The following is a 12,309-nucleotide window of genomic DNA, read 5'->3' on the forward strand; positions in this document are numbered from 1 at the left end:
TTATTGTGGCTCGATGCCGGCTGCTTTGATGACCTCAGCCCATTTGCCGTTTTCCGACTGGGTAAATTTCTGGAAAGCGTCGGGCCCATAATCTTCTTCTGACAGCAGCAAAATACCCTGCTGTTCCATTTTCTCCGTAAAAGCCTTGTTTTGCATGACTTTTTGATACGCGTGATAAGTTGCATCGATCATTTCCCTGGGCGTACCTTTTGGCGCATAAACGCCATACCAGGTTGAGGCTTCGAGACCCGGCATCGAACTTGAAATAGTCGGGACGTTAGGAAATTGCGGCATCGGCTTGGAGGAAGTCAATGCCAGGGCGCGGATTTTGTCGCCTTTGGTCTGGGGCAATGCAGTATTGGTTTGATCAAACATGGCGTCAACCTGTCCGCCCATCACGTCGTTCAGCGCCGGGCCTGCCCCTTTATATGAAATCTGCATGATTTTAATTTTCGCTTTGGCGGCAAATAGTTCGGCTACCAGATGCGAACTGGACCCGACGCCGGCATTGCCAAAATTAATCTTGCCCGGGTTGGCTTTGGCAAAGTCGATCATCTCATCAACAGTTTTGTATTTGGACCCCGCTCCGACCAGCAAGACCAATGGCGTGTCGGGAAAGCGGAATACGGCATCGAAATCCTTGATGGGGTCGAACTTCATCTTCTTATACAGGGAAGGCGCCGCTGCCATATAGCCAAAATGACCGACCAGGAAGGTGTAACCGTCAGGCTTGGCGTGGGACGCTTTCGCTGCGCCAATTTGACCGCCTGCGCCACCAACATTTTCAATGACAATAGGTTGCTTCAATTCCTTTGATACTTCCGCTGCGACCATGCGCGCCATGCCATCGGTGGGACCACCGGCAGCAAAGGGAACAATCCACGTTATGGGCCGTTCCGGATAGGATTGGGCAAAGGATGGCCCGGCAATAAGCAATGCGGCCAGGCCGGGGAGTAGTACATTTGTGATTTTCATATAGATTTCCTTGTTGGCGTTCAGATTTGCGCTGACGCATTCAGGGCGTTGGCGACCATGTTTGGCGCCTGACCCAGGTAATTGGCAGGATTGGTTAACGTCTGAATTTGCTCGTCAGACAGATGTTCGGTGACTTCCCGTGTTTCCATAAGCACCTCGGCAAGTGTCTGGTCGCCGCTATTGACCTTGCGACACGCGTCATACACCACTTCATGCGCCTGATGTTTCCCCAGGTGCGGAGCCAGAGCCATCATGACCGACTCGGCCACGATCAGGCCTTTTGAAATACCCAGGTTTTTCTGCATTTGCTCAGCATCCACTTCCAGCCCGCCCAAAGCGAAACGAGCCTGGTGAAGCGCGCTGGCGGTCAGCATAAAACTTTCAGGAATGGCGATCCATTCTGCATGCCAGGGGCCAGTTGCCCGTTCGAAATCCTGAATCATTGCATCCAGCATCAGGCCCGCATGCTGGCGAACACCCTTGGCGCAAGCCAGCATGATTTCACTTGAAATCGGGTTTCTTTTTTGCGGCATGGTGCTGCTCGCGCCCCGGCCTTTGACAAAGGGCTCGTAGACTTCCGCATATTCGGTGGAGGCCATCAGCATGATATCCAGCGCGATTTTGCCAAGTGATCCGGTCACCAATGCCAGGAAATTGAGGGTCTCTGCGAAATGATCCCGTGCGACATGCCAAGTTGTGACGGGAACGCCCAGGCCAAGCTCGCGCATCATTTCGGCCTGCACCTCCAAACCCCTGTCGCCCAGGGAGGCCAGCGTACCGGCAGCTCCGGCCAGTTCTCCTACCTCCACGCGCGGTCGCAACTCTCTCAGACGCTGCTCGTGCCGATCGAACATGGCTAGCCAGATAGCGCACTTATAGCCGAACGTGATGGGAAGCGCCTGCTGCAAATGTGTGCGGCCTGCCATCGGCGTGTGTTTATGAGCAGACGCCAGATCCTGCAGCGTTTTCCTGAGCGCGCGGATATCCGCTTCCACCAGGGCCAGCGCTTCCTTTATCTGCAATGCATTGGCGGTATCCATGATGTCCTGGGTCGTCGCGCCCCAATGAATGTACTTGCCGGCTTCTCCGCACTGCTCTACAAGCTGCGTGACAAGCGGCAGGATGGGATAGCCCACATTCTCAGTCTCATGCTTGAGCCGTTCAAAATCCAGTTGCTCGAACTTGATCCGGCTTTCAATTTCAGCTGCCGACGTTGCTGGAATCACACCCAGGCGCGATTGCGCCTTTGCCAAAGCGATTTCAATTGCAATGTATTTGCCAATTAAACTGGCGTCCGAGAATATCTCCCGCATGGCAGGCGTACCAAACGTATCGCGAAATAGCAGGGAGTCAAAGACCGTAGAAGCGCCGGTGGGAATCATGTGATTATTTCCAATATGTACGAACATATTATTATCGTATATTATGTACGTACATATTATGAATCAGTAATAACCCTTGTTCTGCGAATTACCCGTATAATTTCGAGCATGAAAAAGCTGACCAAATACAACGAAATTGCACTGAGCCTGAAGGACGACATCGTGTCCGGGAAATATCAGATGGGTGGTCTGTTACCGACGGAATTCGAGTTGTCGGCGATATATGGCGCAAGTCGACAGACAGTTCGCTCCGCTATCGCCGAACTGGCGCGCCAGGGATTCGTCAGCCGTACTAAAAAACTGGGCACCCGCGTCGAGTCTACTGTGCCGCAAAACATGTATTTGCATCGCCTCAACTCCATCAACGATCTGGTGCAGTTCAGCAATCTGAATAAAAAAGTAGTGCAGGCGGTCGAGCAGATCGTGCTCGATAAACAACTGGCCGCAGAACTCGGTCTGGAACCAGGCCTGCATGCGTTGAAAGTATCGACAATGCGATACGGCAAGGCGGGGGATAAATTGCCAATCGGATGGACCGATATTTATATCGTGCTCACGGGGATGGATTTAGCCTTGCTGGCTGACCGGATCAAGGCCAAGCCCGATGTGTTGATCAGTTCAATTCTGGAAGACGAGTTCAACGTCACGCTCAAAGCCGTCAGCCAGGAAATTGATTCGATCCTTGTCCCAACGAATTTGGAGGCCGTGCTGCAGACGCCCTCGCCTGCTTCCGCCCTGAAAGTGATCAGACGGTATATCGACATTCACGACGAGGTGGTTGAAATCAGCGTCACCCTGCACCCGAGCGGTCGGTTCTCGCTGCTGCTGGATGCAAAGCGGGAAATTTAGCGACTTGCTTCAGCCACTACGAAGACGCCATATCACCCAAAGCCGCTGCGGCTTGCTGCAATCCCGTCAGAATGGAATCGGCCACTTGCTGCGAGAAATCTTGTGGCAGATCGGCCTGGACTTCATTAATCACAGCCGGCGTACGGGCCAGAATCTCGTTGATAATCGGCTCAGCAGTCAGGGCAAAACCCACCTTATGTGCCGTACTGTTGAAGTGCCTTCGCTGGATTTCATGCATCTTGTAATGTCGGTTCTTGCCCAACACAGCCATGGACAGCTTGATTTCATGAGGCGACCATTTGCCCGGGCCTTCGCCTATCACAGGATAGGCTGAAATAACGTCATACAGTGGCGTTAACCTGAAGCGACCGCGGGGTAAAAGCTGGATGCTGAAATTTTTGGCATGACCATCGGGGGCTCGCAGCAGCCAGAACAGAATCTGTGCAGACATCAAGACCTTCATGTCCGCTGCGGCGTTCTCCGACTGCCGCAATGTCGAAAACAGGGCGCTGAGCCCAGGACCGCCCTCATTCTCGTATTTGCGCAATGGCGAACACCCAGCAACCTGGCAAAAATCTTCCTGCGGCAGACGCATTAGCCAATGCCCATCGGGGGCAATACGCCGATCAAAGCGTTCCACTACCAATACACGGTGTCCGCCAAAAGCGGCAATATAAGCGTCAGCTACCGGCACGCCATATGCTTTCAACAATCGCAGACAGAGCCACTCATTGTCTACCGACGTGCTGAAGTCCGCCCGTCTGCCCCCCACCATGCCTAGCGGAAGCTTGAAGATATGACTGGTGGGCGTGCTGCCGCGTGGCGCAAGCCATTGTCCGTCCCACCGCAGAAACGCGGTTTTCTCTTGCGCCCCCGCCAGAGATATACGAAAGTCCGCGTCAGCATGGTACCGTGATGCAAAAGGTTTGGGCGAGACTGTTTCAATCAGATGTCGTTCTATTCCCTCCTCTGACAGAGGCACACCTTCAATCCGGTTAAAGCCTTCCGGGATTTCATCTTCGCCCAGGATCTGCACAGCGCCCACGCAATCGCGCCCGACCACAGTCAGCAAATCAAATGGATTGATTGATCCCGTCCCGAATCGTTCCGCCATACGACGACGAATGGCATCACTATCAGGAAGAAGATTGTCAAAATAATTAGCGACTTTCTCGCCTGCAATCGGCTGGCCCTGCTGGCCGAAGGGTAACGACAGCGAAAGAGGCCGGCCCACGTCCGCGTCGATCCAGTCCGCGTCGTAGCAAAACTGCATTTCACCCCGAGCGGGAATCGTCCAGCACCCAACACGAACGCCATTGCTCCAGATAGACAAACTACGATTATGCGATGGGCGTCCCATATCACCAGTCCGTATGTATTCTGGAAGAAGTATGGTCGCCACTCCGGGCACCAATGGTCAATTCTAAATTCAGCACCGCACTCCAGGCCAATAGTTGCTCCACACTCAGTTCGTGTGCGTGTAACTCCAGATAAGAAACACGTGATTGGCTAAGGCCAAGGCGGCTGGCTAGTGCTGATTGGGTCATACCCAGCGTCTTGCGCGTAGCTTGCAATATTGCACCTAATTGCATCGGAGTGAGTAGCGGGTCTGGTGTCGAGCGCATTGCCATCCATAAATAGTTGATATACAGTTAAATGAAAAATAACTGATATACATATAAATGTCAAATAGTCGATATACAACTAAATTTCAAATAACTGGAATACAACTAATACGGCCACCTCACGACACACGCATAATCAAATCTTTTGTGCTAATGTACTGTGGTTTTTAATTAATTATTACAGGTATCAACATGTCCAGCGAGACACCTATCCCAGGCAAGCCAAGCGATAACAACATCAATGCAGCAAATCGGGAGGCGGACCAATGGCTGATTGATGACTTCCGTGTAGGTGACTTTTTCTTTGCCTCGCCCGATCGGCAATTCAGGGGAAGCCGCAAGGACGTCGCCGTGGTCTCATACCAGCCGGCATCAGCAGAAACGATACACGCTCTATTTGATCAGGCTCGGCAGCGCGGCGTAGCCGAGCCCGTCATGTTCGGATTGGTGCCATTTGACGTGAGCCGCCGCGCCAGTCTGGCGATTCCGTCGCATGTAGACAATGCCCCCGTTCCCAATGAACGTGTCCGGCAATCAGATCAAAGCGGACGGCCGCAAGTCGCCAATCAAAAACCGGTCCCCGAGCCGGAACAATACGGTGAGATGGTGCGCAAGGCGCTCGGCCTGATGTCGGAAGAAGGACTGCGCAAGATTGTACTGTCGCGCACAATGGAGGTCACGCTGGATCGTCCGCTGGAGTATGCCCGTCTGTTGCCCGACCTGCTGTCACGCAACGCGCACGGCTACACGTTCGCGATTCCTGTGTGGGACGCTGATGGCCAGACCCAGCCTGTCGGCATGATGGTCGGCGCCAGTCCTGAACTGCTGGTCCGTCGGGTAGGCGACACAATCCACGTCAATCCGCTGGCCGGTTCCATTGGCCGCAACCCGGACCCGTCCAGGGATCAGCAATTGAAGGACGGCCTGGCCGTCTCCGAAAAAGACTTGCGCGAACACTCCTATGTAGTCAATGATATTGCGCGTATTCTGCGGGAGCATTGCGTAGACCTGGATATACCCGAGCGCCCTTCGGTCATCGGCACCGACACACTCTGGCATTTATCCACCTATATTACCGGTCGCCTGCGCAATCCAGAAATGACAGCGCTGGAACTGGCGTGTGAACTGCACCCGACACCCGCCATTTGTGGCTACCCGACCGCTACCGCGTTCTCGCACCTGCCGGACCTGGAACCATTTGACCGCGGTTATTTTGCCGGGCTGGTGGGATGGCAGCAGGCCAATGGAGATGGCGAATGGGCGCTGTCCTTGCGTTGCGCCCAGCAGACGGGTGAAGACACATTGCGACTCTTTGCGGGCGCAGGTATCGTGACAGGATCCAACCCCGATCACGAAATTCTGGAAACGGCCACCAAAATGGAAACCTTCATGCGGGCCATTCGCTGAATCCCCTCATCTATTCATTATTTAACACATTTGTATTCAAGAACAAAAGGAGAAGCAGCATGCGCAAATGGATTCGGGCGGGCGCGACCGCCCTCGCACTTGGTATTTCAACCGTGTCTGCGGCCGCAGGGTGGCCTGATCGACCGCTGACGCTTGTTGTGCCTTTCGGCCCGGGCTCCAGTCCCGATCAAATGGCGCGCGTGATTACCGAGAAAGCCAGCTCGATACTGGGGCAACCCATCGTAGTACAGAATCGTCCTGGCGCAAGTGGCAATCTGGGAACCAATGTCATCGCCAAGTCCAAACCCGATGGCTACACGTTTGGCGTTTCCATCACCGGACCAATGGTAAACAACACGCTTATTTACAAGGACTTGCCATACGATCCAAAAAAGGATCTGGTGCCGCTGACCCTGGCCGTGCATCAGCCCAATATCCTGGTGGTCCCGGCCAATTCCCCCATCAAAACATTGCCGGAACTCCTTGACGCAATGCGTGATCCCAAGACGCAATTTAATTTTCCGTCTACCGGGACCGGCACCGTCGCCCATTTGGCGGTCGAACTGCTTTTGCAGCGCGTAGGTGGAAAAGCAGTACATGTACCGTATGCGTCCTCGCCTGCGGCGCTGTCTGCTCTGCTGTCGGGTGACGCACAATTTGCAGCCCTGCCCCCCGTCGCCGTGATGCCCATGGTGAACGACGGTCGCTTGCGGGCATTGGCTGTCGTGTTCAATGAGTCAACGGATATGTTCCCGAATATTCCAACGCTTGCCGAGCAGGGCGTCAAAGACATCGAAGGCTCTGGCTGGATCGGATTCGTCGCGCCGGCAGGCATTCCGGACGATATCCGGAAAACATTGACCGATGCATTGATCAAGGCTATCCACGATCCCGAAGTAGAGAAGCGCCTGAAGTCGCAGTACATGCTGCCCGTGGGTAATCAGCCCGAGGAATTCGCCCGCTATATGGACGACGAACTCAAGCGCTGGGGACCGATCATCAAGCGATTGAATTTGAGTGTCAATTAAAGTAAAGATTGGGCGATGTGCTCAAAGCCCACAAAGTCTGACTTGCCAAATTGACAAAATAATATAATCACCGCATGATTCGCGGTGATTATATTTGGCAATCTCCGCAATAGCTCAAGGGGCATGATGCGGTAGATCGATATCCTGCATGATATACGACAGCGTCTTGCCATGTGCATCCATGGCAAGCGAGATCGTCACGCCACCACCCAGCGCGTTCTCAATCACAAAATTCAATGCTCGCAGCTTGGGCAGTTCGTAGCGCGTCACCGGTCCTCGGGCCACGTGCTGATAGGCCTGCGTGACGCGATCCACCGTCAGCTCGCGGCGCAGCGTCTCCCAGCCGGCCTCGTCATACGCAATCACCGACACATTCGAGGTATTGCCCTTGTCACCGGCGCGAGAATGTCCCAATTCATAGACTTTGGTCATGCTGCTCCTCCATTCATAACGATTTCCGGGTGAACGTGTTCGCGCGGCAGCAGCAACGATTTCACGCCGATCACCTGGCGCACAGAATTGGTACCGCCGCCCCCGCCCGCCGGCCCGTTTACGTTCAGGGTCCGCACTTCAAAACCCACCGCTTCGGCTTTCTTGCGGTCTTCGCTGCGTGCAGCCACGCGCAAGCGCACTTCGTACGGTTCGGGCCGACCCGGAAGGTCGCCATGCAGACTGGAAACACCGATGTAATCAACCCGGATTTCGGGATAGCTGAACCCGCGCAAGGCAAGGCGTTCACGAACGATTTGTTCCGACATGCGGGCGCGCCCCAGCGCGTTAGGTCCCGCGTAGCCGACTTCCCCTTCGCCGATCCAGCCATCGTGATAACCTACTACCACTTTATAGCTGGACGTGCGCGCGCGTCCCTGGGCGCCGCTCATTGCTACGCGGTTTTCCGCGACCTGCTGAAATTCGGCCTGGGTGATGTCAAGCACGCAGTCCGGCGTTATATAGCGAGCAGGGTCGTGCATCTCATAAAGCGCCTGCTCGGTGCAGGTGGCCACATCCAGACGCCCCCCGGAGCCCTGCACTTTACCGAACTGGATATCGCCGTCCACCCCGATATCGGCAAACGGAAAGCCGATGCGAGCCATATCCGGGACCGGCTTGCGGGGCAGATCTGCAAAGCATCCGCCGGTCAACTGGGCGGCGCACTCCATCAGGTGACCCGCAAAGGTGCCCGCAGCCAGCCGGGTGTAATCGTCATAATCCCATCCCAGCCCGTGCAGCATGCACCCCAGGAAAAGCGAAGGATCGGCGACCCGGCCAGTCACGACAATCTGGGCATCCCGCCGCAGCGCCTCGCCGATAATATCGGCCCCCAGATAGGCGTTGGCCGCTGCCAGGCGCGGCAATAGCGCCTCCACGGGTTCACCGCTCTCCAGCAACGGCAATTGCGGATTGGCGCGAATGACCTCCGTCACATCATCGCCTGTGACAGAGGCGACACACGGTGCGGCCAAACCCAGGGCCTGCGCCTCCTCGCGCACGACGCGGGCCGCTTGCAACGGGTTGGCGGCGCCCATATTGGTCACGATCCTGATACCGCGTCGCATGCACTCCGGCAAAACAAGACGCATGCGATCCGCGAGATAAGGCGTATACCCAGCCTGCGGATTTTTTAGGCGTGTCAGGGTTTCGCGCGCAATCGTGCGTTCCGCCAGACATTCGAACACCAAATAGTCGATATCGCCATGTTCCGCAAGTTCCAGGGCGGGTTCCATGCGGTCATCGGAAAAACCCGATCCGGCACCAACACGAATGCGTTTTTTTGTCATACAGTTACTCCGGTTTAATGCCTGCGGCCTTAATCACTTTGGCCCATTTTTCAGTTTCGTCCGCCTGGAATTGCTTTAGCGTTTCACCGTCGCCGAACGCCACTTCGGTCCCGGTTTTTTCCGTCAATTGCTTCAGTTCTGTCGAGCCCATTGCCTTCTTGAGCAATTTGCCCAAGTGAGTGGTCACTTCAGGCGGCGCATTACGCGGCAGGTAAACCGCCGTCCAATACGACATTTCGTATCCTTTCACACCGGCCTCTTCCATCGTGGGTACGGATGGCAGAATGTCGAGCCGCCGCTTGCTACTGACCGCCAGGCCGCGCAACTTGCCGTTCTTGACCAGGCTGACCGCCGACGAAGTATCGACAAACATTACCTGAATCAGGCCGCCCATCAAGTCATTGAGCGCGTTCGGATTGCTCTTGTATGGAACATGGACAAGATCGACATCGGCGAGCTGCTTGTACAGTTCGGCAGATACCCGCGACGACGAACTGCCGCTGCCGAAATTGAGCTTGCCGGGTTCTTTTTTTGCCTGGGCGGTAAATTCCGCGACCGTAGTGGCGGGAAAATCGGGCTTGGTAACCATCACCAGGTATCCCTTGCGCAGCAAGGCCACCGGCGTGAAATCCTTGACCGGATCATACGGCACGTTCTTGTACAGGTGCTCGGCCGCGGCATGGGTGCTGTTCGTGGTCAGCAGGATGGTGTACCCGTCCGGTTTCGCGTTCGCAACATCCTGTGCCGCGATAAAACCGTTACCACCGGGTCGGTTCTCAACCACCACCGTTACTTTGTCCGCCTGCCCCATGGTTTGCGCCAGTGCACGCGCCACCTGGTCCGTACCGCTGCCGGCCCCGAAAGGCACGACCATCCGGATGGGTTTCGAAGGGTAAGCCTGCTGCGCGAAGGCAGGTTGCGCCATTGTCACGGACAGCGCTGCGCACAAGTAGGTAAGCAATTTCATATGGTCTCCTGGGTTGTTAGCAGAAGGTGGCCCGTGTGGCTGAGCCTGCTTCCGCTTTTCTTTACTTGTGCAGATAGTGTAGATAGGGCACACTGATAGCGGAAGTGAATTTATCTTATCAATTTGATGCTTTTAAATTATCAATGAACGGGGGCCCTGGGTGAGTTCTACCTTAACTGTCCATGAACTGGAAGCATTCCTGCTGATCGCACAGACCTGCAACTTTCGCCGGGCCGCCGAACGTTTTCACATATCACAACCGGCATTCAGCCGCATCATTCAGTCAGCAGAGGACAAGCTGGGGGCCCGCCTGCTTGACCGTAATACGCGCCGTGTGGAATTGACGCGCGCTGGCGAAGAGTTGTTGCCGATCGCCCGCCGCATTGTTGCTGAATTTCATGACTCCCTGAGCGATCTGTCTGAATTCGTGGCGGGACGAAAAGGCCTGATTACGATTGCATGCCTGCCATCCGCTGCCGCCTTGCTGCCGGAAATCATGTTCCGGTTCGAGCAGTCGCACCCCCGCGTGACCATTTCGCTGGTACCGCTGTCTAATGAATTCGTCCTGGAAATGGTATCCGATGGGCGAGCGGATTTCGGGATTTCGGTAGCGCCCGCTTCCTCCAGTCACGTATCATTCGAGCCCTTTACACGCGATGACTTTGTGTTGATTTGCAGTCGCAAGGCTCCTCTGGCCCAGTGTCGGGAGGTTGACTGGCGTGTACTGGCGACGCAGCCGGTTGTGGCTAGCGGACCGGCCAGCAGTATTCGTCCAATCGTTGATAGAGTGCTTGGCAATCTAGGCCTGTCGATCGCGCCCAAGTATGAGGCCACCAATATATCGGTGGTCGGCGCAATGGTATCGGCCGGGCTGGGCGTAGCGCCCATTCCCCGCCTGGCGTTGCGACTGATGGATGTGACAGGGCTGGCAGTGCTCAAGCTGAGCCAGCCTGTCGTTCAGCGGGAAATCGGCATTCTGACGCGTACGGGCCGATCGCTTTCTGCGGCTGCAAGTAATTTTCTGGATACCATGCGCAGCGACGTAACCGATCCCGAAATGTAAAGCCACTTAGGCAGGCAGGGTTGCTCACTCGCCCTACACGTTTTCCGACTGCAGCGCTCCAGTCACTTTAACCCGGCTGGCATCGGCACTGCTCCGCAACATGACAGGCACGACACTGGCCACACCGACCACAGCCAGCCCAGCACCCACCCACAACGGCGCGCGCATGCCAAGATCCAGACTCATTCCCAGTCCGCCCAGTGCGGATCCCGCAAACAGGCCGATATTAATCACCGATGCATGCACCGTATTTACGAGCGGCCGCGCATTGGCCGAGCGAATGACGCGTGTTACCATGGCCGGGTTCAGTGAGACACCGGTCAGTCCGATCAAAATCAGCGCCCCCAATGCGACAACGTGCATCTGCCCAAAGACCGCAAACGCGACCAGGGCGCCAGTCAATATCACCTGGCCCCAAAACAGCACCCGCATGGTATGCCGATCCGCCAGCCGCCCCACAATGAAATTGCCGACCACGGTTGATGCGCCATACAGCATCAGCAACAGTGGAACGGTTGAAGCGTGATAGCCGCTGATGTTCATCAGGATCGGCGCAAAATAGCTGAATGCCGCAAACGTCGCGCCAATGATCAACGCGCTCGTTGCATAGGCGGCCCACAAGCTTGCATTGCGCAACGAAGCCAGCTCAGCAGACACACTGGTGCGCGCTTCCACTTGCGAATTGGGTAGCGACAATGCCAGCACGACACCCGATGCCGCAGTCAACGCAGCAACCAGCCAGAACACAAAGCGCCAGCCGAACAGCTGCTCCAATGCCGTTGCCGCCGGTACGCCCAGGACAGTGGCAAACATCAGTCCGCTGATGACAATAGCTGCTGATCTTGCAATCTTGTTCGCAGGCACCATCTGGGCACAAAGCGCCAGGGCCAGACCGAAACAGCCGGACGCAGCCACACCGGAAAGAATGCGGCCGATCACCATAATTTCATATGCCATCGCTGCGGCAGCAATGGACTGCCCTAGCGTGTACACCGCAAGCAGCGCCAGCAATGCACGCTTGCGAGGCACGTTCAGCAAACATAGCATCAGCACTGGTCCGCCTACTACCATACCGGCGGCGTAAAACGAAATCAGGTAGCCGACAGAAGCGATCGGTACATCCAGTGCATGTGCGAGCGAGGGCATCATGCCCGCAATCATGAATTCGGAAGTGGTCAGTGCAAAAACGCTCAGGGCCAGCAAATAAACATTGACGGGCATGATCGGTAATTCCT

At 55.6% G+C, this 12,309-nt stretch carries 12 protein-coding genes; 4 read left to right on the forward strand and 8 right to left on the reverse strand.

Annotated features, from left to right (window positions below):
* Complete coding sequence (locus W822_RS26460) at window positions 1–975, reverse strand: Bug family tripartite tricarboxylate transporter substrate binding protein (protein ID WP_024003534.1); 975 nt, start codon at window positions 973–975, stop codon at window positions 1–3.
* A gap of 20 nt (window positions 976–995) precedes the next feature.
* The gene (gene purB, locus W822_RS26465; protein ID WP_081724256.1) at window positions 996–2,384 is read right to left on the reverse strand and encodes an adenylosuccinate lyase; all 1,389 of its coding nucleotides are present in this window, start codon (window positions 2,382–2,384) and stop codon (window positions 996–998) included.
* A gap of 81 nt (window positions 2,385–2,465) precedes the next feature.
* On the opposite strand from purB, the gene W822_RS26470 reads away from it, so the two are divergent.
* Complete coding sequence (locus W822_RS26470; RefSeq protein ID WP_031242052.1) at window positions 2,466–3,206, forward strand: GntR family transcriptional regulator; 741 nt, start codon at window positions 2,466–2,468, stop codon at window positions 3,204–3,206.
* A 16-nt stretch (window positions 3,207–3,222) separates the two neighbouring features.
* Here the strand turns inward: W822_RS26470 and W822_RS26475 are convergent, their stop codons facing one another.
* Both W822_RS26475 and W822_RS46080 read right to left on the reverse strand, forming a co-directional pair.
* The gene (locus tag W822_RS26475; protein ID WP_024003537.1) at window positions 3,223–4,566 is read right to left on the reverse strand and encodes a type II toxin-antitoxin system HipA family toxin; all 1,344 of its coding nucleotides are present in this window, start codon (window positions 4,564–4,566) and stop codon (window positions 3,223–3,225) included.
* A 1-nt stretch (window position 4,567) separates the two neighbouring features.
* A complete protein-coding gene (locus tag W822_RS46080) occupies window positions 4,568–4,837 on the reverse strand; it encodes a helix-turn-helix domain-containing protein (RefSeq protein WP_437177135.1) in 270 nt (89 codons plus the stop codon).
* Between the two features lie 186 nt (window positions 4,838–5,023).
* Between W822_RS46080 and W822_RS26480 the strand changes: the two genes are divergently transcribed.
* Together W822_RS26480 and W822_RS26485 are read left to right on the forward strand one after the other, a co-directional pair.
* A complete protein-coding gene (locus W822_RS26480) occupies window positions 5,024–6,238 on the forward strand; it encodes an isochorismate synthase (protein WP_024003538.1) in 1,215 nt (404 codons plus the stop codon).
* A gap of 59 nt (window positions 6,239–6,297) precedes the next feature.
* Window positions 6,298–7,266, forward strand: coding sequence for a Bug family tripartite tricarboxylate transporter substrate binding protein (locus W822_RS26485; protein ID WP_024003539.1), 969 nt, complete (start codon window positions 6,298–6,300; stop codon window positions 7,264–7,266).
* Window positions 7,267–7,380: 114 nt separating this feature from the next.
* Here the strand turns inward: W822_RS26485 and W822_RS26490 are convergent, their stop codons facing one another.
* From W822_RS26490 to W822_RS26500, 3 genes are read right to left on the reverse strand one after another with little or no spacing between them, the layout of a single operon-like run.
* Window positions 7,381–7,698, reverse strand: coding sequence for an AtuA-related protein (locus tag W822_RS26490; RefSeq protein ID WP_024003540.1), 318 nt, complete (start codon window positions 7,696–7,698; stop codon window positions 7,381–7,383).
* Entirely contained in the window at window positions 7,695–9,044 is a 1,350-nt protein-coding gene (locus W822_RS26495; RefSeq protein ID WP_024003541.1) for an acyclic terpene utilization AtuA family protein, read from the reverse strand. Before W822_RS26495 ends, W822_RS26490 begins: the two co-directional genes overlap by 4 nt.
* Window positions 9,045–9,048: 4 nt before the next feature.
* Complete coding sequence (locus tag W822_RS26500) at window positions 9,049–10,011, reverse strand: Bug family tripartite tricarboxylate transporter substrate binding protein (RefSeq protein ID WP_024003542.1); 963 nt, start codon at window positions 10,009–10,011, stop codon at window positions 9,049–9,051.
* Between the two features lie 160 nt (window positions 10,012–10,171).
* Here W822_RS26500 and W822_RS26505 point away from each other — a divergent pair, with 160 nt between their 5' ends.
* The gene (locus tag W822_RS26505; protein WP_024003543.1) at window positions 10,172–11,074 is read left to right on the forward strand and encodes a LysR family transcriptional regulator; all 903 of its coding nucleotides are present in this window, start codon (window positions 10,172–10,174) and stop codon (window positions 11,072–11,074) included.
* A 33-nt stretch (window positions 11,075–11,107) separates the two neighbouring features.
* Here the strand turns inward: W822_RS26505 and W822_RS26510 are convergent, their stop codons facing one another.
* Window positions 11,108–12,295, reverse strand: coding sequence for an MFS transporter (locus W822_RS26510; protein WP_024003544.1), 1,188 nt, complete (start codon window positions 12,293–12,295; stop codon window positions 11,108–11,110).
* Between the last annotated feature and the right edge of the window lie 14 nt (window positions 12,296–12,309).

Origin of the sequence: Advenella kashmirensis W13003 (genome assembly GCF_000506985.1) — a bacterium.
GTDB classification, from domain to species: domain Bacteria; phylum Pseudomonadota; class Gammaproteobacteria; order Burkholderiales; family Burkholderiaceae_B; genus Advenella; species Advenella kashmirensis_A.